This is a genomic window from Paraburkholderia dipogonis (genome assembly GCF_042680985.1).
Lineage (GTDB): Bacteria > Pseudomonadota > Gammaproteobacteria > Burkholderiales > Burkholderiaceae > Paraburkholderia > Paraburkholderia phytofirmans.
Window position 1 is genome coordinate 299,529 of the sequence record NZ_JBHUFR010000034.1, and the last position, 22,512, is coordinate 322,040.

Sequence of the window (22,512 nt, forward strand, 5' to 3'; positions counted from 1 at the left end):
TAGATTCCGTGCTCACTCGCTTCGTTATCCGCCTCGAGACATTCTTCTTCGGTCATCGCGCAATCGTTCTGGCGGCGATTTGCATTTTCACCGCGCTCATGGCAGCGTTCGCCGTGCAGTTGCGCATGGAGGCCGGTTTCGAGAAGCAGATGCCGATCGGACACGAGTACATCAAGACTTTCCAGAAGTACCGCAACGATCTGTTTGGTGCGAACCGCATCACTGTGGTCGTGCGTGCGCGCAACGGCAATATCTGGACGCCTGAGGGACTAACGCGGCTCTACAAGGTAACTCAGGCGGTCATTTTTCTGCCCAACGTCGATCGTCAAGGCGTGCAGTCGCTGTGGACGCCGAACGCGTTCGTCAACGAGATTGCCGAAGACGGCTTTCGTGCGAGCCCGGTCATCGATGGCACGATCACGCCGGAGCAACTGACGCCTGCGATTGTCGGGCAGATCCGCAAATCGGCAACCGATGGCGGCTATATCGGCACGCTCGTCTCGCACGGACAAGACAGCGCGATGATCACCGCCGAACTCAACGAGCGCGACAGCGTGGGCAAAGTGCTCGACTACGTGGCGTTCAACCACCTGCTCGAAAAGCAGATCCGCAAGCCATTCGAAGACGCGGGTTATGAGGTTCAGATCATTGGTTTCGCGAAACAGATCGGCGATATCGCCGATGGCGCGACTGCGGTGCTTGGCTTCTGCGGTGTCGCGCTGTTGCTCACCGCGCTCGCCGTGTACTGGTACAGCCATTCGATCCGTTTTACGGTGCTGCCGATCGTCTGCTCGCTGACGTCGCTTGTCTGGCAGTTTGGCACACTCAAACTTCTCGGCTTCGGGCTTGACCCGCTAGCCGTGTTGGTGCCGTTCCTGGTATTTGCGATTGGCGTGTCACACGGCGTGCAGCAGGTCAATTACATCGTGCGCGAGCTGTCGCACGGGCATAGCTCCCTCGAAGCGGCGCGCCGCAGCTTCAGCGGTTTGCTGATACCGGGAACGCTCGCGCTGATTACGGCATTCGTGTCGTTTGTCACGCTGCTCCTTATCCCGATTCCAATGGTGCGCGAGCTCGCAATCACGGCGTCGCTAGGTGTCGGCTACAAGATCGTCACGAACCTTATTATGTTGCCGGTGGCTGCGTCGTGTTTTCACTTCACGAAGGCCTATGCAGATCGCGCGCTCGACAAGCGCGAACGCCGCTCTGCATGGCTGCGCAAGCTCGCACGCGTGGCCGAACCGCGTAACGCGTATGTGGTGCTGGCGGTGACCGCGATCGTGTTCGTGCTCGCGGTCTGGCAAAGCCGCGACCGCGTGATCGGGACGCTGCAGCCTGGCGCACCTGAGTTGCGCGTCGACGCGCAATTTAACCGCGATGCGGTGGCGATCGCGAGCAACTACGACATCGGCCTCGACTGGCTGACGGTCGTGTTCGAGTCGAAGGGAGCCGCGTGCGACAACCCGGCGGTTGGCCTCTTCGAAGACGACTTTGCCTCGACGATGCAGCATGAGCCGGGTGTGGTGTCCGTGCAATCGTACCCGGCGATGCTGCGTATCTACAATGAGGGCTATAACGAAGGCAATCCGAAAATGAACGTGGTGCCGATCGATTCCGGCAACTATGGCGGATTGTCGGCGGAGATCGGCCGGGTGAAGGGCTATATGAACAAGGATTGCAGCATGACGGCAGTCCACCTGTTCCTGACTGACCACAAGGCGCCGACGCTCAACCGCATTCTCGATGATGTGAAGCAGTATCGCGCGACACACCATCTCGATGGTGTCACGATTCGCCTCGCGGCCGGTAACGACGGTGTGCTGGCGGCGACCAACGACGAGGTCGCGCAGAGCGAATTGCCAATGATGCTCTACGTCTACGCGGCGATCCTGATCCTGGTGTTCCTCGCCTATCGTGACTTGCGCGCGATGGTGGCGTGCTGCGCGCCGCTGACGGTGGCGACGTTCATCGGCTACTGGTTCATGAAGGAGCTGCAGATCGGCCTGACAGTGGCGACTCTACCGGTGATGGTGCTCGCCGTGGGGATCGGCGTCGACTACGCGTTCTACATCTACAACCGCTTGCAACTGCACCTTGCCAACGGCCAGACGATCGTGAAGGCGGTCGAGCACGCGATGCTCGAAGTCGGCGTGGCGACGATCTTCACGGCGATCACCCTCGCGATCGGCGTCGCCACATGGAGCTTCTCCGCACTCAAGTTTCAGGCCGACATGGGCAAGCTGCTCGCGTTCATGTTCATCGTGAACCTCGTGATGGCGATGACGGCGCTGCCCGCGCTCGCTGTCGTGCTGGAACGCTGGTTTCCGCGGCGCAAGCCAGTGCGTGCCCCCGGCTTGCTTAGCCATTGAGCCTTCCGTTCTCGATATCAAAGGTCTTGCCATGATCAGGAATTTACTTGCTTGCTCCGTGCTGGCCTGCCTATGCACGGTTGGTTTTGCGCAGACCACCGGTGATGCGGCCGCTTCCATACCAATCGCATCGGCGCATGGCTGGGCGGCCCCGACGCACGCGATGCTGCTTGATGCTACGCGCGCCGGGTCTCGCATTGTCGCGGTCGGCGAGCACGGTATCGTGCTGCTGTCAGACGACGGCGGCGGCCGGTATCAGCAGGCGAAACGCGTTCCCGCTTCGTCGACCCTGACCTCGGTTTTCTTCACGGATGCGCTTCACGGCTGGGCCGTAGGGCAGTGGGGCGTGATACTCGCCACCGCTGACGGCGGCGAAACGTGGACGCTGCAGCGTTCCGACACGTCGATCGACCAGCCGCTCTTTTCGGTCTACTTCAAAGATGCTCGACATGGCTGGGCCGTGGGTCTCTGGTCACTGCTGCTGGTCACCGAAGACGGCGGTCACACGTGGAGGCTTTCGAAGCTGCCACCGCCGCCGGGCGGCGGCAAGACCGATCGCAATCTCTACCACATCTTCGCGGATCGGTCGGGCAATCTGTTCGTGTCGGCGGAGCAAGGCATCGTGCTACGTTCGCGCGACGACGGGCTCACATGGGAATATCGGCAGACGGGCAACAAGGGCAGCCTCTGGACCGGAACCGCGAGCGCGGACGGCACGATCTTCGTCGGCGGCCTTCTTGGCCACTTGTACCGCAGCCGCGACGGCGGCGATACGTGGGAAGTGATCGACTCTGCATCGGGCGGTTCGATCACGGATCTCATCGCATCGGGCGACCGGATACTTGGCGTGGGCCTCGATGGCTTCGTCATTGGCGGCACGAGCACCGCGGCGCGGTTTACCGCTACACAGCGCCGGGACCGCGCGGCACTGACGGGCGTTGCCCTTTCGACTGGCGGCAATGTGATTCTTCTTTCGAAGGACGGCATTCTCAAGCCGGAGTGATCCGAAGAAGGTGGCCGACCGAACGAGACGAGCGGCGCCTTGCCCGGGACGTGGCCCTGCTCGTTCGGGCGCGCCGCTTCGACAGCCGCGTTCAGCACGAGAGTGTTGGTCTGGAACGCGATGCCCTCGATGATGCGGGGGAGAGACCGAGAGGCCGCCCGCGGCATCCAGTTCTGCACGGGTCACCGCGATGCACCCGATGAAAACACCTATGCGATCCAAGTTGACGATCTTTTATTATGGGATTAACGTCAACAAAAAAAGCTGAAATACCAACATTCAGTTAGTTAAATCCCCGAATGTGGTATTACATAATCCATACAGGATCAATGACTTCATATGATGAATCGTTTGGGAGTTGCCATGACTGACGCGACGAATGACGACTGGACGTTCCGCCGAATCGGCTGGCGCGTTATCCCGTTTCTGTTCGCTTGCTACGTTCTGAACTTCGTCGACAGGGTCAACGTAGGCTTTGCGAAGCTGCAGTTCATGCGCGACCTCCATCTTGACGAATCCGTATTCGGGATCGCAACAGCCTGCTTTTTTGTCGCGTACGCTGCCTTCGAAGTGCCCAGCAATCTGCTGCTGGCGAGGGTCGGCGCCAGCAAGACCTTGAGGCGCATCATGGTGCTCTGGGGCACTTGTACGGTCCTGCAAATGTTCATGACGAGCGCTCCGGCACTGTACGTGCTGCGTTTTCTGCTCGGCGCCGCGGAAGCCGGTTTTTTTCCGGGGATGATCCTTTTCATGACCTACTGGTTCCCCGACCGCATCCGGGCCCGAGTCAACAGCATCCTGCTGTTGGCTGTCCCGATCGCGGGCATGCTGGGCGGGCCGCTATCCGGCTGGATTATGTCGAACCTGCACGGCAGTCTGGGGTTGCGCGGATGGCAGTGGCTATTCCTGATCGAAGGACTTCCCGCAGTGGCCCTCGGCGTGCTGGCGCCTTTCCTCCTCAGCGATTCTCCCCACCGCGCGCGGTGGCTCACGCCGCAAGAAAAAGAAACGGTTCAGCGCGCGCTGCAGGCGGATATCGATGCTTCGGCAGCAAGGCTCCACGCCAACGCCCCGCTGCGCGACATCTTTCGCGCGCCTCGTGTTCTGACGCTGTCAGCCGTCTACTTCTGCATCTTTATCGGCCTTGTCGCCGTGACTTTCTGGCTGCCGACGATCCTGCACAACGCCGGGGTGGCGAACCTGTCCACGATCGGCTGGATCGCAGGCCTCGTCTCGTTGCTGACGATGACCGGCAATCTCGCCATCGCGTACAGCTCCGACCGCTTCAACGAACGGCGTTGGCACGTCGCAGGCTGTGGGAGTGTCGCGGCTGCATGCCTGCTGGGCTTGCACGCCGCGTCGCACAGTGTCGCCGCCACGGTCGTGTTGCTCGCCGTGGCTCAAATGACGGCGTTCACGATGCCTATCATCTTCTGGACCATCCCGGTTCGCCTGCTTTCGGGCCGGTCAGCGGCGGTAGGCATTGCCTTCATCAGCATGAGCGGATCGATTGGCGGCGCCGTCAGCTCGTGGCTGATCGGATCGATATCGGCCCGCACGGGCTCGCCCTATGTCGCGATGTCGGCGGTGGCCGCCGTGCTGATGCTCGGTATGATGCTCCTGCTCGGCTGCGTGAAAGAAGCACAACGTCCGGCCGCGGGAACAGCGGTCGGTGCGACCGGGTCATAGGCGCATGGAGTTGGCAGTAAACGGTGAGATGGGTCATGAATTTATGTGCTGAAACACGGTGCTTTTCGGATGTCTTCTTGCACTCGCAAGCCATTTCGAACTGGACTCAACGGTATGACCAGATCAGCGCGGGCTCGGTGAGCACAACGCTGCGCCAGATCGCCGGCCGGCGCTTTCATGTGTTTCATGAACGGATCAATCAGCGCGTGTTGCAGCAGGGCCTTGCGCCGCGCAATCGGCTCTGCTTTGCGTTGCCCGTCTTTCACGCTGTCGCGCCGGTCGTCCAGGGGCGAGCGGTCAGTTGTCCCAGTCTGCTGATGCTGCGCGGCGGCGACGAGTTCGTCGCTCACCTGCCATGCGATTCCGAAGTGGTGGCGTTCACGTTCGAGAGCTCGCTCGTGGCGGAACGCGAACACATCACACTCTTGAATCTGCTCGAACGGATGCACGTGCAACCGGTGCGCCCCCTGTTGGCCGCGCGCTATCAAGCGGCCATGGGCGGTTTGCAGCGCTTGTTGAGCCTGGCGCTGGACCGCGAGTCGCTCATGGACCGGGATCCGTTCGACGAGAAAGCACTAGCGGACGGCCTGATGGGCATGTTGCTCGATCTTGTGCAGCCCGACGATTTCGACAACCACGCGCTGCCTCAAATGTCGACGCAGAGCTATATCGTCCGCAAGAGCGAGGAGATTGCAGCCGAAAGCATTGACGATGTCCTGACCGTTCTGGACCTGTGCCACCAACTGAAAATCAGCCGCCGGACGCTGCAATACAGTTTTCAGAACATCGCGGGTACGACTCCGACGGCGTATCTTCGATCGATTCGATTGAATGCCGTCCGCCGCTTCTTGATGACCACGCCGAGCACGCTCCGCATCGGCGATGCCGCGGCGCAGTTCGGCTTCTGCCACTTCGGCCGATTCTCTGCCTACTACCAGCAGCAGTTTCATGAATTGCCCTCTCAGACACCTCGCGCGTGACGTGAATCTGGCATCGGGCATTCGGGTAACTCCTACTCCGCTCGGGGGCACGGATTGCCAATAGCGGACAAGGCGGCCGATTTCGGCGCCGTACAGTGACCCGACTCCCGTCTTCAGGATTATCCATGAACGAACTTTCAAGCCAGCCCAACGAAGGGCTCAGCAAGGACGCTGTCGGCCTGCCCCAGATCGTCTTCTTCGTCGTCGCAGCCGCTGCGCCGCTTACGGCCATGGTGGGCGCGACACCGGCGGCGTTCTCGCTGGGCAACGGCGCCGGCGTGCCTGGCGCCTTTGCGCTGGCGGGCGTGATGTACCTGATCTTCAGTATCGGCTACGCGGCAATGAGCCGTCACATCTCGAACGCCGGGGCGTTCTACGCGTATATTGCCAACGGCCTGGGCCGCCCGCTCGGCGTGGGCGGCGCCTTTGTCGCGATCGTCGCCTATAACGCCGTGCAGATCGCGATCTACAGCATGTTCGGCTTCTTTCTCAACGACGGCATACACCAGCTCTACGGGATCGATATTCCATGGTGGGTGTTCGCGCTGGCCTGCATTGCCGTCGTCCACTTCTGCGGCGCACGGCACATCGAATTCAGCGGGCGCTTGCTAGGAATACTGATGATTTGCGAAATCACCATCGTGATGCTGCTCGATCTGGCGATCGTCGCGAAAGGCGGCGGGCCCGGCGGTTTCAGCGCGAGGCCCTTCAGTCCTGCCGCAGTATTCACCCCAGGGCTGGGAACCGCGCTCGTGTTCGTCCTCGGTTCCTATATGGGTTTCGAGGCAACCGCCATCTTCTCCGAAGAGGCCCGCGACCCGAAGCGCACGATTCCTCGCGCCACCTATCTTGCCGTGCTGCTCATCATGGCGTTCTACGCGTTCTCCTCCTGGGCGATCGTGGAGGCGTGGGGAGAAGGCAACATCGTCGCCCAGGCGAATAAAGATCCAGCCAACCTATGGTTTGCCGTGAGCGAACACCTGCTCGGCAAGGTTGCCACCGATGCGATGAACGTCCTGCTCGTCACAAGCCTCTTCGCGGCCATTCTTTCTTTCCACAACACCATCACACGCTATTTCTACGCGATGGGGCGCGAAGGCGTGCTGTGGCGGAAGCTCGGCCATACGAGCCCCGTCTATCACTGTCCCGACGTCGCCGGCAAAGTGCAGACCCTCATCGCACTGGTGGCAATCGCCGGCTCGGCGGTGCTGCACCTGGACCCGTTTGCGATCGTCTTTTCGTGGATGAGTGCGCTCGCGACGATCGGCATCATCGCCGTGCAAATTCTCGTGGCGGGATCGGTCATCGCCTTCTTCGCCCGCGATCATCGCGACGCCGGCATCGTGCATCGCATGATCGCCCCGCTGATCAGCGTGATAGCGCTCGGAGCGTGCCTCGTACTCGTCATCCGCAACCTCGCTGTCCTGAGCGGTTCGGATTCAAGGTTCGTCGCGCTGTTTCCATACCTGGTCCTCGCTATCGGCGCATCCGGCGTCTGGGCCGCGTTGCGCTTGAGACGGAAAAATCCGGTGCGCTACCGCGATCTTGGGCGCGCCGTTCAATGATCGCGAGTGACCTATGTCTGTCGAAACGACGCCGATGCTGTTGTACGCCGTCGCCGCCGTGCGGGTCGAACCGGCCGGCGAGGCGGATTGGTTCAGCCGCTGTGCCGGTGCGCATGCCGCGATCATTTCCACGTCCGAGGACGCGCTCGATATCGCCCTGCGGCTTCCGCAGGCCTGGAACGTCGTCGAGGGTGGCCGCCTGCGCGGCCTACACGACGAAGCGGACATCATGGACGGCGACGCGCGTTTCTCTAATGGCTTCGACGGTAGCGTCTTTGCGATCGTGGGATGCGACGAAAGCAACCGTTACGTTGCGCTGATGCAGGTGAACGCGGCTGAATCCGTGTTTTGGGAGCAGCGCCTCTTTAACCGAGGCGCCCCTTTCGAGACCTGCATCATCTGGTGAGAAGGCCCTCGTAAGGGGGGCGCCAGACGCAAGCCATCGCTGGCCCGACTAGGCGGCGCGAGACGCCGCCATTCAGTTTTTGGAAGGTGGGGGAGCGGCGGGGAACGCCTTTTGGCCGACCTGCCTGGCGGCAGCGGATATCGCGCCGCCCAACGCCGATTCGTTGAACAGGGCGTAGTGTTCCCGCGTGAAGACCAGCGTGACGCTCGAAGTGGCTTCGCCGTTTTCGCCTGAAGGAATGGGCGCGGAGATACCGACATGGCCTGCGTGAAGCTCTTCGTGCGAAACCCAATACCCCTGCTGGATGATTTGCTGGCAGTACCGCCACAGGGTGGGCCAGTCGTCGGTCAGCGCCGGATCTCCCGCCAGCAGATGCCGATCGAACAGGCGTTTGAGACGAGCCCGGCTCATGGTCGCGATGATGACCTTTGAGGAGGCGCCCTTCATCAGGGGCATCACCTGTCCACGGCTGAACCCTAGATTGAGCCGCTCCGCCCCGTCCTCGTGATGGATGTTGATGATCTGCTCGTCATACATCGTCGAGATCAGCCCCTCGCCGCCGGTGCTCCTCACGAGCTTCTGCAACTCCGGAATGCCTGCCTGCAGGAGCGGATCCGATTCGCGCATCTTGCGATCGAGATTGATGATTCTCGCGCCGAGCGAGTACAGGCCATTCGCGTTATTCAATAGCCCGGCTTCGGTGAGTTCCTTGACGTATCGGTAGCAGGTAGTGCGCGTGAAGCCCATGCCCTCGGCGATGGATTCCGCCGTCATCGACATCGCGGTCGAGGAGAACAGGTCAAGGATCGACAACATCCGGGTAAGACTCGACATAGCGTTTCTATGGCTCTTCTATCTGCAGGTTAGTCAATGACCGGGCGTGCGTTGGCTCTCGCGACAGCGCGCCTGGTCGTAAGTGGCACGTTGCCCCAGTCCCGCCTTTCGAGATACGCGACATTCAGCCCGGAATGATGCCTCTTTGCTTCGGTCCAGGGAAGCCCCGACGCGCCTGAGCACGACAAGCCCGTGTCGTCCGATGTTCGTTCGGCGATCTCCAGCCGAGCATCTGTGGCCGCATTTCAGCGCGATGCGGTCATACTGGTATAACTATGCAAATCCTGTTTTTGGGGATTAGTGCTTTATCGTTTACCACTAAGTTTCGATATTGTTGATTGACAATCCCTTAATTCGGGATCAACATAACTTTATCAGGTGCGGCGCGAAAACGTGCCGTACTGCCTCGAACCTGGACGAACCGATGCAAATGACCAATCCGATACGCATGCAATCCGAGTCTGCCGGCGTTGAATTGACCGGTGCAGAACGCATGCTTCAGACGGCGAGCGCCGCGGGCGCCGAAGTGTGTTTCGCCAACCCGGGCACTACAGAGATGCCGCTGGTTGCCGCGCTTGATGCCGTGCCCGGCATCCGGGCCGTGCTCGGCCTGTTCGAGGGAGTTTGCACGGGCGCTGCCGACGGCTACGGCCGCATGACCGGCAAGGCCGCGCTGACGCTGCTGCATCTCGGGCCCGGCTTTGCGAACGGCATTGCCAATCTGCACAACGCCAGGCGCGCGCGCACGCCGATCGTCAACATCGTCGGCGATCACGCCAGCTGGCACCTCGAATACGACGCGCCGCTTACTTCCGATATTCATTCGCTGGCTCGGCCTGTCAGCGGCTGGGTTCGAACCGTCGAACGCACGGCGGACATCGAGCGCGATACGCTCGACGCGTTCCGGGCTTCGCTGAAGGCGCCGGGCAGCATCTCGACCATCGTTTTTCCGGTCGACTTCCAGCAGCAAGCGACCAGGCAGCATGCCGATGAGCCGGCGCGGTTCCCGATTGCGCGCAGTTTCCAGGAGGCTCGCGTCGAGGCCGTCGAGGAAGCGCTGAAAGCAGGTAAGAAAGTGGTGTTCCTGCTTGGCGGCGGAGCGTTGTCCGAACGCGGCCAGCACGCGGCCAGCCGGATCGGCGCCGGCACGTCCGCTCGTTTTTTCAGCGAAACCTTTCCTGCACGGACCGAGCGTGGCGGCGGCCTGCCGGACATCGACCGTCTACCGTACTTCCCCGAAAAGGCTATCGAGCAGCTCGAAGCGGCAGACCTAGTCGTATTGGTCGAAACGATCGCACCAGTCGCGTATTTCGGCTACGAGGGCTTGCCGAGCCTGCTTGTCGACGAGGGCAGATTGTTGACGCTGGCCGATGTCGCGGAGAGCGGGGAGGGCGCACTCGAGAGATTGGCGCAGGCGATCGGCGAGCGTGCTTCCGATGCCGGGGTGCCGACCAGGCAATACGCGATTCCTGACTGCGCGCTCGACGCGATTCTCGTCGGCAAGGTGCTTTCGAATGCGCTGCCCGACAAGGCGATTGTGTCCGTCGAAGGCGGGACCTGCGGTTACCCATTCGTGACGGCGTCCGCCGCCGCGGCCCGCCACACGATCCTCACGAACACGGGTGGCGCGATCGGGCAGGGATTGCCCGTGGCGCTTGGCGCCGCGATCGCGTGTCCGGAGCGTCGCGTGTTTGCACTGCAATCCGACGGCAGCGCGCAGTACACGATCCAGTCGCTGTGGACGATGGCGCGCGAGCGCTTGCCCGTCGTCGTTCTGATCACGTCGAATCGCCGCTATGGAATTCTGCAAACGGAGTTGCGCCGCGCGGGAAGCGTCGAGTTCGGCCCGCAAGCGCGTGCGCTCACGGAGCTCGACGATCCCGCATTCGACTGGCAGGCGCTCGCAGCCGGATACGGCGTGCCTTCCGTGCGCGCCGCGACGACCCGCGAGCTGGTGGCTGCGCTCGCGGACGCGCTCGTCCATACGAGCGGTCCTTTTCTGATTGAAATGGCGCTCGCGTGAGCGTTGCCCACGAGCACACCTGTTCCGAGATACCAACATGTTAACTAGCGTAAGCCGCTGGAGTGATCTTGTCGGTGAAGCGGCGCGCCGCTTCGCTTTGCGCCGGCACCGACTCTTTATCGATGGCGCCTGGCGCGATGCCGCCGATGGCGCGACGTTCGAAACTTTCGATCCGGCGAGCGGCGCGGTTATCACGAGCGTCGCCGACGCGGGTCAAGCGGACGTCGATGCGGCGGTCCGCGCGGCACGGGCGGCGTTCGAATCTTCTGCTTGGCAAAGAATGACGCCGGTCGACCGCGGACGCCTGCTCAATCGCCTGGCAGATCTGATCGAATCCGATGCACAGGAGCTCGCCGAGCTGGAATCGCTCGATAACGGCAAGCCGCTTTCGGCCGCGCTGAACGGCGACATTCCCGGCACCGCGAAGCTATTCCGCTACTTCGCGGGCTGGCCGAGCAAGCTCGAAGGCGCCACGATTCCCGTGTCGCCGAGCGGAGGGAGGCAGTTCCTGAACTACACGCGCAGCGAGCCCGTCGGCGTTTGCGGCCTCATCGTGCCGTGGAATTTTCCGTTGTCGATGGCCGCGTGGAAGCTGGCGCCGGCACTGGCGGCAGGGTGCGGCTGCATCTTGAAACCCGCCGAGCAGACACCGCTCACCGCGCTGAGATTGGCCGAGCTGATCGTCGAGGCGGGCTTTCCCGCCGGTATCGTGAACGTGCTGACGGGGCGTGGCGCGACAGCGGGCGCCGCGCTCGTGGATCACCTGGGCATCGACAAGATCGCCTTTACCGGCTCGACCCAGGTGGGCAAGCAGATCGCCAGGAAGTGCGCCGATTCGCTCAAGAGGGTCACGCTCGAACTGGGTGGGAAGTCTCCCAACATCATCCTGCCGGATGCCAACCCGGCGGACGTCGCCGATGCCGCTGCGACCGCGATCTTCTATAACCAGGGGCAGGTCTGCACTGCGGGCTCCCGGCTTTATATCCACAAGAAGCACTTCGACCGCGTGATCGCGGACGTTGCCGCAAAAGCCCAGTCGATCCGGATCGGCCCGGGGCTCGAGGCCGGCACGCAGATGGGGCCGCTCGTCTCGTCGCTTCAGCATCAGCGTGTAAGCGACTACGTGAATATCGGCCGCAGCGAAGGCGGCACGACCGTCACGGGCGGCGCTCGTCCGCAAGGCAGGCCGGACGGGTACTTCTTCGAGCCGACTGTATTCGTCGACACCAGCGACAGCGCGCGTGTCGTCAAGGAGGAAATCTTCGGCCCCGTGCTGACCGCGATGCCCTGGGACGATATCGACGATCTGGTGAGCCGCGCCAACGATTCCCCGTTTGGCCTCGCCGCAGGCGTATGGACCCGTGACGTGAAAGAGGCGCATCGGATTGCCGCGCGGCTGAAAGCCGGCACGGTCTGGGTGAACTGCTACAACGTGACCGATCCGGCGTCGCCGTTCGGCGGTTTCAAAGAGTCGGGCTGGGGACGCGAGCTTGGCCGCAAAGGTCTGGAAAACTACCTCGAAACGAAAAGTGTTTGGGTCAATCTGGATTGAGAAGGGAGCGTGAAATGGATTTGGGACTGAGAGGCCAATCGGCGTTTATTACGGGCGGCAGCATGGGCATCGGCAAGGCGATCGCCGAGCAATTGGCCAGCGAGGGCGTGAACGTCGTGCTTGCGGCGCGACGCATGCAGCACCTCGAAGAGGCGGCGGCGGAAATCCGGTCGCGCTTGCCAGCGGCTTCAGGAGAGCTCGCTTGCATTTCGGTCGACACGTCCAGCACGGCGTCGGTCGAGGCGGGCGTTGACGAGGCGGTGAAGCGGTTTGGCCGTATCGACATCCTGATCAACGGCGCGGCGCATCCTGGCGGCCTTGTACGCTCCGAGCTCGAAGAGGCCGACGCGGATGGTTTGCTCGAGGACATCGATATCAAGGTCGTGGGCTATTTCCGCTGCGCAAAGGCCGTTGCGCCGATCATGAAGCGCCAGAAGTATGGCCGCATTCTAAACATCGGCGGGCTCACCGGGCGCGGCAGCAAGCAGCTCTCGGGCATGCGCAACGTGGCGATCGTGCACATGACCAAGGTGCTGTCCGATCAACTGGGGCCGTTCAACATCACTGTCAACACGATTCATCCGGGCGTCGTCGAAACGCCGCATATCCACGAGCTCTACGAAAAGGAAGCCGCGAAGCAGGGCCTGACGGCGGAGCAGGTGGAGCAGAACTACATCAAGGTCACACCCATTCGCCGGGTGTTGCAACCGGAAGAAATGGCATGGATCGCCACGTTCATGACGTCGCCGAAGGCGGGTGCGATCACAGGTGAGTCGCTCGGCGCCGACGGTGGCATCACGCGCGGCATCTTTCTTTAACGGAGAGCAGTCAGTGGAAAAAACCATTCTTGTAGCGACCGCCGGCCAAGGAATACTGCGTAGCGCAGATGATGGGAAATCGTGGAGGCGTCTCGATCTGGGCCAGGATATCGAGTTCGACGGGGTGGTGCGCAGTCTTGCCGTGCATCCGGTTGACCCGTTCGTGGTGTTCGCCGGCGCGGACGTCGGCCTTTGCAGGAGCACCGATGGCGGCGTCAACTGGAAGCGGATTGACTCCATCCTGAACGATCAGACCGTGTGGTCCATCTGTTTCGATCCGACCAATGCGCACCATATGCTTTGCGGCACGGGTGCGCCTTCGCGTGCGGGCTTCTTCCGTTCGACGGACGGCGGCGAGAGTTGGACGAAGCTACCCCCGGAAATTCCCGAGCATTGCGCCGGTGTCAGCAAACCCCGCGTGCTGACCTGCGCGATCGACCCTTCGAATTCGAGTCATCTATGGTTCGGTATCGAAGAGGGCGGCCTCTTCCGCAGCCGGGATGCGGGCGACACCTGGGAGCGTCTCGATGGCCAGCCCGGAGGAGTCGGCAATTCCGATATCCATTGCGTCACGTTCATTCCGGGGCCACCGCAGACGCTGCTAGTCGTGGTCGTCAACGCGGTCTATGTCTCGAAGGACGACGGCAAGACGTGGAAGAGCTTTCATGCCAGGCAGGAATGGACGCTGCGCTACGCGCGCACCGTCCGGGTACGGCCCAGGAGCAACGAAGCGTTCCTGGTGATCGGGGATTCCACCCCGGGGCACACGAGCAAGGTGCTGAAATCGTCGGACCTCGGCGAGTCCTGGTCTGAAGTGCCGTTGACGCAAACCCCGAACTCCGCGTTCTGGGCCGTCGGCGTCAACGAAGCGGATCCGCAACTGATGTTCGCCGGCTCGAAATACGGCCATCTGTTCCGAACCGACGACGGTGGCCAGACGTGGTTCAAGGAATGGCGAGAGTTCAGCGAAATCACCGATGTGGCCTGGACACCGGTGCTGAGCGTCGACAATCCTCCCCAGCACCACTGAGGCCGAGGATGGAAAAGCCAAACGTCAAACGCACGCATATCTCGCTCTACGTTCGCGATCCTGTCGCCTCGGGCAAATGGTACGCGGAGGTGCTCGGCATGGAGGAGACGGCGCGCGGCGAGGAATGGGTGTTCATGTCTTTCGGGACGAAGCACCACGACATAGCGCTGATCCGGACGGACGAAGTCAATCCGCCGATCAGGCGCGGCCTGCAGCATTACGGCCTCGAGATCGGCAACGACGTGACCTATCTGCGGCGTCTCTACGGAATGCTGTTGCGCAAGAACGTCGAGGTCGTCAAGACAACCGACCACAAGGTCGGCTACGGGCTGTATTTCAACGACCCGGACGGCAATCGGCTGGAGTTCTTCTGTGAACTGTGCAGCGACGACGTCGAGGGCAAGCGTCTTCTCAATCAGTACCACGCGCCGAGCGATCCAATCGATCTTCAACCTATTTTCGACTAACGTCGATCAACCGGTATCCAGTGATGAAAACATCCCCAAACTTCCAAAGTTTCCAGGTCCGAAAGTGGTACACCCATATCGAGGACACACTGACAAATGAAAGCGGCCGTCATGCCGATGGGGCGCCTTTACGCAAGATCGTCATTGCCGCGGCGATTCTCAATCCTTTCGCCGGGCGTAGCGTGGACGAGCTGAGCGAAGTGGTGAACGCATCGCCTGCGCTTGGCCACGAATTCGCGCGGCGCATCAAGCAGATTCTCGGCGACGACAAGGTGGAAAGCTACGGCAAGGCTTGCGTCGTAGGCGCCAATGGCGAGTACGAGCATGGCAACGCCTTCCTGACGAGCGTATTCGCCGATCCGGTGCGCGACGCCGTCGGTGGCGGCAAGGCGTGGGTGCCGTCCACCGGCAAGCGCGGCGGCGTCAACACGGTGATCGACATTCCGCTCGCTCACAAGGACGCGCTGTACGTGCGCTCGCACTACGACACCGTCTCGACAATGTTCGCCGACGCGCCGAACCCGGACGAGGTGGTCATTGCGTTTGCGTTCGCTTCGCGCGGCCGCCTGCATGCGCGGCTCGGCGGCATCGAGGCGTCTGGGATCAAAGGCCAGGACGGCCTGCATTGACAGCTTGCGAAACGGGTCAGCCATCATGAGCATATGTCAACCGGGCGAGGGCGAATTCCGCAGTGGAGCGCTGACCTTGCACTATGTCGAATGGGGGGCGAAAGACGCGCCCCCGGTCATTCTGCTGCACGGCTTGCGAAGCTATGCGATGACGTGGGAGCCGACCGCTTCGTTTTTCGCGAGCGGCTTGCGCCTGATCGCGCTCGATCAGCGGGGACGGGGAGACAGCGACTGGGACTCGGGGCATGACTATTTCACGTCGGCCTACGTCACGGATCTCGAGGCGTTGGTGGCTCACCTCGGTCTCGACCGCTTCATTCTGATCGGACACTCGCTTGGCGGTGCCAATGCTCTCGTATATACGGCGCGCCATCCTGAGAAAGTCAGCGCATTGGTCGTTGAAGACATCGGGCCGGGTTCGTCGAGCTCGACCGAAGGCGCAAAACGCATCGTGCGCGAAATCGAGTCGACCCCATCGCGCTTCGACGACTGGGATGCCGCACGGCAGTTCTGGAGGGACAAGCGGCCCAATATCTCGGAGGCTGCGTTGAACTCCCGGCTCAAGTACACGTTGAAAGAGAGCGAGGACGGGAGCGTGGTTTGGAAGTACGACGCTGAGGGCATCGGGCGCGCGCGGATGGAACTCGCGCGGCGGCCCGAGCTGGGCGTCGACCTGTGGCCCGTCGTCGATGGCCTCAGCTGCCCGACGCTGTTTATCCGCGGAGCGCAATCGGACTTCCTGTCGAAATCGACCGTGCAGGAAATGAGCCGCCGCAATCCGAACATTGCGTGGCGCGAAGTCGGCAACGCAGGGCACTACGTTCACGACGACAATGGCGCCGGTTTCGTCATCGCGCTCGAGGACTTCCTGCGCAAGCTGCGCGTCGGGCAAACAGAATGACTTCAGAGATCATGGAAAAGGTACGCACCAGCGTGGCGATCGTCGGCGCTGGACCCGTTGGCTGCACTGTCGCGAATCTGCTTGGCGTGTACGGTATCGAAGCCATGCTGATCGATCGCAGCGAGGACATCCTGCCGTATCCGCGAGCCGTCGGCATGGATGACGAAGCGCTGCGCGTCTTTCAGATCGCTGGTGTCGCCGAGGCGTTGCTCGACGACGTCATTCAGAACGTGTCGCTGCGGATGTTTACCGCGAAGGGCGAATTGTTCGCCGACATCCGTCCCGAGACGCGTGAGTACGGCTGGTATCGCCGCAATATCTTCATGCAGCAGCTGGCCGAGGCCACACTACGCGAACATCTGACGAATTATCCGCACGTCAGGATGCGCCTGGGCTCGGAAGTCTCGGCCCTTCGCCAGGACGAGAAGGGCGTGACGTTGACGGTGACCGATCGCGACGGCGTGCAGCGGGAAATCGAGGCGCAATACTGCGTCGCTGCCGATGGCGGCCGCAGTACCCTGCGCGATCTTGTGGGCGTCACGCTGGTCGGCAATACCCATCCCATCAAATGGCTGGTCGTCGACGTTCGCAATGCCGAGCTGGATGCGCCGTACACCGCATTGCATTGCGACCCGCGCCGGCCGAATGTCTGTATACACTTGCCGTTCGGGTACCGTCGCTGGGAGTTCATGGTGTTCCCGCACGAGGACGCCGAGCGTCTGGTCGACGACGCGTCCGTCAAGGCATTGATCGCCCCCTACGTCAAGAACGCCGACGACCTCGAGGTCGTGCGCGCCCGTATCTATACGCATCACTCGCGAGTGGCCGACCGCTTTGTCGTGGGCCGTACACTTTTCGCGGGTGACGCGGCCCACCTCAGTCCGCCGTGGATAGGCCAGGGGTTGAACCTGGGGTTGAGGGACGCGGGCAACATCGCATGGAAGCTTGCTTCCGTCATCAAAGGCCAGGCGGACCCGGGAATCCTCGTGAGCTATGAGACAGAGCGGCGGGATCATGCGAAGGCCATGATCGATCTGGCCGATACGTTCGGCCGGGTCCTCATGCCGACGAACAGCGTGAAGGCGTTTGTCCGGGACGTGTTCTTCAAGTCGATCGGTTCGCTGAGCGCCGTGCGCAACTACGTGCTGCAGATGAAGTTCAAACCCATGCCCCGATATGATCGAGGGCTGATTGTTGAAGCCGCGTCCGACACTACGCACACCGCGGTCGGCCGTATGTTCATCCAGCCTGAGGTCGAAGCCGGGTACCGGAAAAAGGTCAAGTTCGACGATGTGCTCGGCCCCTGGTTCGCCGTCGTCGGCTGGCGTACCGACCCATACGAATCGCTCGATGAAGAAACGCGGGCGTTCTGGCAGTCCCAAAAGGCGGTTTTCGTGCGCGTGGAGCGCTCGCGAAGTGGCGCATCGCGAAACGAGCGGCTCGGTGGCACCTCGACGACGCTTTGCGTGGAGGACCTCGAAAACGCACTCGAGCCCTGGTTCCAGCAACAGGGGCACACCATTGCGATCATTCGCCCCGATCGATACGTAGCGGCGCTGGCCGATCCGTTTTCGTGTGCCGATGTGACGCGCGTGTTCGCTGCGAAAGTGGGAGCGAAAGATCACGAATTGGAGGAAGCGTAGTGATACTCGAAGAACGCAGGTACACGCTGATACCCGGGGGCGTCCCGCGATATCTGGCGCAATACGAGGCGCTGGGTCGTGAAGCGCAGGAACGGCACCTCGGGCAGATGGTGGGCTGTTTCCAGTCGGAAGTCGGCGAGCTGAACCAGATCGTCTTTTTGTGGCGCTACGAGAGCCAGGCAGAGCGGGAACAGCGTCGCGCGGCGTTGATGGCCGACGAACAGTTCAGCGCATTTAGAAAGAGCGTTCGCGAGCTGCTCGTGCAGCAAAGGAATTGCATTCTCAATGCTGTCATCTTTCCTGGGGCGAATCGATGATGGAGGTCAACACGGAGATCCAGCGCATGCAGTTGAACAATCCCACGCGTTTTCGCAGCGATGCGTTCATCGCCGGCGAGTGGAGAGCAGCAAATGAGAAAGGCGTGATCAGTGTCACCAATCCGGCCACGGGGGGGCGTGGCGACGGTGTCGCGCCTCGGCGTGATGGAAACGCAAGAGGCTGTCGCCGCAGCCGGCAAAGCCGCGTGCGAATGGCGTAGGACGTCGGCCAAGGCGCGCTCCGGCATACTTCGCCGCTGGTACGGGCTGACGCTCGAGAAAGCCGACGATCTCGCCATGAGCATGACGGCCGAGCAGGGCAAACCGCTGAGCGAGGCGCTCGGCGAGGTGCGTTACGCAGCCGCATACCTGGAGTGGTACGCGGAGGAAGCGAAACGTATTGACGGAAGCGTAATACCGGGGCCGTCACCCGATAAACGGATTCTTCACCCGCGAGCCGGTCGGCGTGTGCGCGACGATCACGCCCTGGAATTTCCCGCTCGCGATGATCACGCAAGGCAGGGCCTGCCCTGGCGGCGGGCTGACGGCTGTAGTAAAGACGCTGAGAGTCGGCAACGGCGTTGAGCGTGGCGTGACGCAAGGGCCGCTGATCGATGCATCCGCAGTCGCGAGGTCAAGGAGCATGTCGCGGATGCGCTGGCGCACGGCGCTCGCGTTCTTTGCGGCGGAAACACCCATGCGCTGGCCGGAAGCTTCTTCGAACCGACGGAGCTGGCGAACGCAACACGCGAAATGAAGATCGCGCGCGAAGCGACGTTCGGTCCGGTTGCGGCGCTCTTCAGGTTCACGTCGAAGGACGAGGTTATCGCGCTTGCCAACGACACGGAGTATGGCTTGGCGAGTTACCTCTATAGCCGGGATCTCGGCCGCGTCTTCCGGGTATCGGAAGCGCTGGAATATGGCATGGCAGGTGTCAACACCGGGTTGATTTCGAACGAGATGGCGCCGTTCGGCGGGGTAAAGCAATCTGGCCTGGGCCGTGAAGGCTCGAAGTTCGGCATCGATGACTACACAACGCTGAAATACACTTGCCTCGCGGGGCTATGACTGTGTCTGGGCAAGCGCCTCGTGCGCGAACGCCATGCCGGCGACGGAGACCGTGAAGCCCGGCGTCATGGAACGACACACCGTCAGATGCGCGCGTAGATCGAACTGCCGATCGTCAGCGAAGTTGCCGTGGTCGACGCGAAACGGATCTCATAGAGGTCGCGTCCAAAATTGCCCGGCACCTTGATCGACATGCCGCCGAGCGTATCACTCACCGGCACGAACAGTTGATAGCGAAGGTCTTCGTTGCCGTACAGCACGTAGCCCGGGAGTTCGGCGAGTGTTGCGAAAAACGCCGGCGGATTGCCAAGAACGACAATCGGAACCGCGCTCGGCGAATCGTTGGTCAACGTCCATTGTGTGCCGACGCGTTGCTGCCACGCGCTGTCGAGCGCCGCCAGCGGGGCGAGTTGCTGACCGACCGGCAGCGTCAGATACGCGTAGCCCGCGCCCGGCACGACCCGCTTCATCAGGTAGCGATAGTTGAACGCATTGCCTTCGCTGTCGTTGCCCGACACGACTGCAAAGCGGTACGACGCCGTATCGGTATCGCTCCACCACCAGCCGTCGCTGCGGTACTGGTATCCGCCGATCTCCGTCCAGCCTCGCGTTGCGGCGTCCCACTGGTTGATCTGCAGACTACCGTCCGCGTTGGCGAGCACCTGATACGGCAAATCCGAACTGCCGTAGATGCCCGCGCCGCTCGCAATGCCCGGCCCCGATGCGACCGGCGGCGCCGTGGTGCCAAGCTTCGCCGGCAGCGACGAAATCGTGCCGTCTTCCTTCAACGCCGACAGCACCAGCGTCTCGGCAATCGCCCGGGCGTTGTAGCCCGCATTGCCGGTCACCAGCAGCGCGAACTGCGAGTTGGGCACAACGAAAAATTCGGTCGAGTAGAAAGCAGTGCCGCCGTCCTTTTCCCAGCCGAGCACGCCTGCGGCGTTGAGCGCCGGCTGTACCACGGTGTCCCAGCCGAGACCCCAGCGCCATTCCGGCGATGGGTTGATCGTCAGGCCTTTGGTCTGATCCATGCCCATCTGCGCGATGCCCGCCGCGGACACGATGCGCTGTCCCTGAAACACGCCACCGCCGTAAATCATCTGCGCGAGATTCATCATGTCGGTGGGCGTCGAACTCAGTCCGCCGGTCGCGTATGCATTGACGAATTCCTGATGCTGCGTGCCGTTCACGTACGGCAGTGAGAACGATCCGCCGGACGGCACGCTCGTCAGATAGCTGGACTGCGTCATCTTCAGCGGTGCAAGAATAGCCGACTGGACGAAGTCCGCGAAGCTCTGGCCCGTCATGGCGAGCACGATCTGCTCGACCATCGTGAAGCCGTCGTTGCAATAGACCGCCAGCTCACCTGGCAAATGCTTCAGGTGCGAGTTGGCGAGTTCGGCTTGCGTGTCGGCGGCGTACCCGGCGACCGGCTCGAACGTGAAGAGATTGCGCCCATTCGTGCCGGGCAGACCGGATGCATGCGACAGCAGATGACGCGTGGTGATCTTCTCGTATTCCGGCGACAGCATCGTGAAGGTCGGCAGATATTTGACGATCGGCGTGTCGAGCGTGATTAGACCGCGATCGACGAGGATCGTCGCCGCCAGTGCTGGGAACAATTTACTGACCGAGCCAATGTTAAAGCGCGTCTGCGGCGTTGCCTTGATCTGCCCCGGCACCGACGCCAACCCGAACGCCTGCTGCCAGACCACAGTGTCGCCCTTGACCATCGCGATCGAGATCGCCGCGACGGGATTCGACGGATCGCTGACGGCCTGCTGGATCATCTGTTGACCGAGGGCAATGGTCTGCTGATAGGGCGTCGACTGGATGTCGCCGCTGCCGCAGCCGGGCAGCACCGCCGCGAGCATCCCGGCGCCGGTGTAGCCGAGAAACTGCCGCCGGCCTACGCTGAAAAGAATCTCGTGATTGCGATCGCACTTGGCCACAGTATTCCCTTTGCTCTAGTTGTTAGGACCTGCAAAAAAGCGCTTTTCTTCAGCTACGGCGCCGCCAGCATGGCAATGGCGGTCTTCGCAATTTCGACGCAGCGGGGCAGCGTCTTTTGAACGGCCTCCGTGCCCCAAATCATAGGCGTGCGGGCGAACTTGAGTAGCAACGTGTCGAGATGCTACGAAGCTTTGGCTTAAGAGCGCGCCCTTAAGGTACCAAATTCTGCTCGGCGCAGCACGTGATATTGTGCTGATGCAATCGCCGCCATACGATCTGTTTGGTTTACATCGCTTCGGCCTCATTCTCCATCACGGGCACACTAGCTGGGTAAAGAGGTGGTTCGAAGGCTGCCATTGAAGAATGCAACGTCAGCTCACGAGTAAGTTCGCGGAACTGATGCACTCGGCCACTTTCAGATCATTGATCTTGTGGTTTCCGCGGGCTCTTTTGAATCTATTCGCGGTCGTTGAAAGCGGTCGATGAGCTGTTCGTCACGCTCGATGGCGCGTAGCGTGATTGCTCACGCGAAGTGCTTCCTCATGCACACGGCGGTAGACGGGTAGAGCCGCATGAACTGTGCCGTTTCACGTATTTCATCCAGCACGTCAGTCCACTTGACTGCGCTGTAGCCGTGATTTTCGAATAACCGTGGCGCGCTCGTCGTGAGTAACCACAAGCTGCCATAGTTGCTCGACCTGGCTTCCCGTTCGATGGGCAGAAGCAGAGGCTTGCCGAGGCCCGTTGCTCGAAGATGCAAGGCGACAGACAGCGATCAGAGCAACGCCTCGGCACCCAAAGGTTTCAGGCAGACGCTTCCAACTATCGCTGCTCTTTCGTGGACTGCAACGAGAAACCTCGGTAGCAGCACGGTCGTGACGTCCTGTGTTGGCAACCCGCACGTTGCCAGGAGACTTTTGATCCCAGCGAGATCGTCATCTTTGGCGGACCTTATTTTCATAGCGTGCTCCGTTCCCGTTCAGCAACCTTCCTTGATGCGTCGGCCGTCGAGCGCACGACGAACCTAAAGGCGCACGCCGATACCAGCGACACGCCCAAGCCCTCCCATTCGACGGGAAGATAGTTACCGGTCATTGTCCAGATTGCCGCTGCCGAGATCGGCGCGATGCCTTTTGCGATGTTCGACGGCATCGAAAGCAGGCCGCTTACCGCACCGTACCCTTCCGTCCAGAGGATATGCTGGACGATGGTCCCGCGCAAAATCGTCGCGCGGAGCACCGAGCGGATCGCGCTAGCGTCAACGC

General features: G+C 61.7%; 18 protein-coding genes and 3 pseudogenes. 16 read left to right on the forward strand and 5 right to left on the reverse strand.

Annotated elements, in window-relative coordinates; genetic code table 11:
• Positions 1–8: 8 nt before the first annotated feature.
• Together ACFSNN_RS36755 and ACFSNN_RS36760 are read left to right on the forward strand one after the other, a co-directional pair.
• Complete coding sequence (locus ACFSNN_RS36755; RefSeq protein WP_134463882.1) at positions 9–2,369, forward strand: efflux RND transporter permease subunit; 2,361 nt, start codon at positions 9–11, stop codon at positions 2,367–2,369.
• Positions 2,370–2,400: 31 nt separating this feature from the next.
• Positions 2,401–3,372, forward strand: a complete 972-nt coding sequence (locus tag ACFSNN_RS36760; RefSeq protein WP_134463884.1) for a WD40/YVTN/BNR-like repeat-containing protein — start codon at positions 2,401–2,403, stop codon at positions 3,370–3,372.
• 53 nt (positions 3,373–3,425) lie between these two features.
• Here ACFSNN_RS36760 and ACFSNN_RS36765 read toward each other — a convergent pair.
• Positions 3,426–3,506, reverse strand: a pseudogene (locus ACFSNN_RS36765) (methyl-accepting chemotaxis protein); the annotation flags it as partial.
• Positions 3,507–3,711: 205 nt separating this feature from the next.
• On the opposite strand from ACFSNN_RS36765, the gene ACFSNN_RS36770 reads away from it, so the two are divergent.
• Positions 3,712–5,061, forward strand: a complete 1,350-nt coding sequence (locus ACFSNN_RS36770) for an MFS transporter (protein ID WP_377779212.1) — start codon at positions 3,712–3,714, stop codon at positions 5,059–5,061.
• 41 nt (positions 5,062–5,102) lie between these two features.
• Here the strand turns inward: ACFSNN_RS36770 and ACFSNN_RS36775 are convergent, their stop codons facing one another.
• A complete protein-coding gene (locus ACFSNN_RS36775) occupies positions 5,103–5,411 on the reverse strand; it encodes a hypothetical protein (RefSeq protein WP_244322968.1) in 309 nt (102 codons plus the stop codon).
• Between ACFSNN_RS36775 and ACFSNN_RS36780 the strand changes: the two genes are divergently transcribed.
• The 3 genes from ACFSNN_RS36780 to ACFSNN_RS36790 all read left to right on the forward strand — a co-directional run bounded on the left by ACFSNN_RS36780 (position 5,379) and on the right by ACFSNN_RS36790 (position 8,012).
• Positions 5,379–6,041: a helix-turn-helix domain-containing protein gene (locus ACFSNN_RS36780; RefSeq protein ID WP_244322970.1), complete on the forward strand. Its 663-nt coding sequence runs from the start codon at positions 5,379–5,381 to the stop codon at positions 6,039–6,041. The genes ACFSNN_RS36775 and ACFSNN_RS36780 overlap by 33 nt on opposite strands.
• 125 nt (positions 6,042–6,166) lie before the next feature.
• Positions 6,167–7,606: an APC family permease gene (locus tag ACFSNN_RS36785; protein ID WP_134463890.1), complete on the forward strand. Its 1,440-nt coding sequence runs from the start codon at positions 6,167–6,169 to the stop codon at positions 7,604–7,606.
• Positions 7,607–7,619: 13 nt separating this feature from the next.
• A complete protein-coding gene (locus ACFSNN_RS36790) occupies positions 7,620–8,012 on the forward strand; it encodes a hypothetical protein (protein WP_134463892.1) in 393 nt (130 codons plus the stop codon).
• A 72-nt stretch (positions 8,013–8,084) separates the two neighbouring features.
• Here ACFSNN_RS36790 and ACFSNN_RS36795 read toward each other — a convergent pair whose 3' ends face one another.
• Positions 8,085–8,846, reverse strand: a complete 762-nt coding sequence (locus ACFSNN_RS36795; protein WP_134463894.1) for an IclR family transcriptional regulator — start codon at positions 8,844–8,846, stop codon at positions 8,085–8,087.
• 424 nt (positions 8,847–9,270) lie between these two features.
• On the opposite strand from ACFSNN_RS36795, the gene ACFSNN_RS36800 reads away from it, so the two are divergent.
• From ACFSNN_RS36800 to ACFSNN_RS36845, 10 genes and pseudogenes are all read left to right on the forward strand, one after another.
• Complete coding sequence (locus ACFSNN_RS36800; RefSeq protein WP_377779213.1) at positions 9,271–10,869, forward strand: acetolactate synthase large subunit; 1,599 nt, start codon at positions 9,271–9,273, stop codon at positions 10,867–10,869.
• Positions 10,870–10,906: 37 nt separating this feature from the next.
• Positions 10,907–12,421, forward strand: a complete 1,515-nt coding sequence (locus tag ACFSNN_RS36805) for an aldehyde dehydrogenase family protein (RefSeq protein ID WP_134463896.1) — start codon at positions 10,907–10,909, stop codon at positions 12,419–12,421.
• Between the two features lie 14 nt (positions 12,422–12,435).
• Entirely contained in the window at positions 12,436–13,239 is an 804-nt protein-coding gene (locus tag ACFSNN_RS36810) for an SDR family NAD(P)-dependent oxidoreductase (protein ID WP_134463898.1), read from the forward strand.
• Positions 13,240–13,252: 13 nt separating this feature from the next.
• Positions 13,253–14,269 carry a WD40/YVTN/BNR-like repeat-containing protein gene (locus ACFSNN_RS36815; protein ID WP_134463900.1) on the forward strand — a complete coding sequence of 339 codons (1,017 nt, stop codon included), beginning with the start codon at positions 13,253–13,255 and terminating at the stop codon, positions 14,267–14,269.
• An 8-nt stretch (positions 14,270–14,277) separates the two neighbouring features.
• Positions 14,278–14,736, forward strand: coding sequence for a VOC family protein (locus ACFSNN_RS36820; RefSeq protein ID WP_134463901.1), 459 nt, complete (start codon positions 14,278–14,280; stop codon positions 14,734–14,736).
• Positions 14,737–14,759: 23 nt separating this feature from the next.
• Complete coding sequence (locus tag ACFSNN_RS36825) at positions 14,760–15,365, forward strand: amino acid synthesis family protein (protein WP_134463903.1); 606 nt, start codon at positions 14,760–14,762, stop codon at positions 15,363–15,365.
• Positions 15,366–15,390: 25 nt separating this feature from the next.
• The gene (locus ACFSNN_RS36830; protein WP_134463905.1) at positions 15,391–16,266 is read left to right on the forward strand and encodes an alpha/beta fold hydrolase; all 876 of its coding nucleotides are present in this window, start codon (positions 15,391–15,393) and stop codon (positions 16,264–16,266) included.
• An 11-nt stretch (positions 16,267–16,277) separates the two neighbouring features.
• Positions 16,278–17,909: a bifunctional 3-(3-hydroxy-phenyl)propionate/3-hydroxycinnamic acid hydroxylase gene (locus ACFSNN_RS36835; protein ID WP_134465599.1), complete on the forward strand. Its 1,632-nt coding sequence runs from the start codon at positions 16,278–16,280 to the stop codon at positions 17,907–17,909.
• Positions 17,909–18,226, forward strand: coding sequence for an NIPSNAP family protein (locus ACFSNN_RS36840; RefSeq protein WP_134463907.1), 318 nt, complete (start codon positions 17,909–17,911; stop codon positions 18,224–18,226). The genes ACFSNN_RS36835 and ACFSNN_RS36840 overlap by 1 nt, the downstream gene beginning before the upstream one ends.
• Positions 18,227–18,252: 26 nt before the next feature.
• Positions 18,253–19,294 (forward strand): annotated as a pseudogene (locus tag ACFSNN_RS36845) (aldehyde dehydrogenase family protein).
• 83 nt (positions 19,295–19,377) lie between these two features.
• On the opposite strand, the gene ACFSNN_RS36850 reads toward ACFSNN_RS36845, so the two are convergent.
• Together ACFSNN_RS36850 and ACFSNN_RS36855 are read right to left on the reverse strand one after the other, a co-directional pair.
• Complete coding sequence (locus ACFSNN_RS36850; protein WP_134463909.1) at positions 19,378–21,246, reverse strand: serine hydrolase domain-containing protein; 1,869 nt, start codon at positions 21,244–21,246, stop codon at positions 19,378–19,380.
• A gap of 958 nt (positions 21,247–22,204) precedes the next feature.
• Positions 22,205–22,474 (reverse strand): annotated as a pseudogene (locus ACFSNN_RS36855) (MFS transporter); the annotation flags it as partial.
• Between the last annotated feature and the right edge of the window lie 38 nt (positions 22,475–22,512).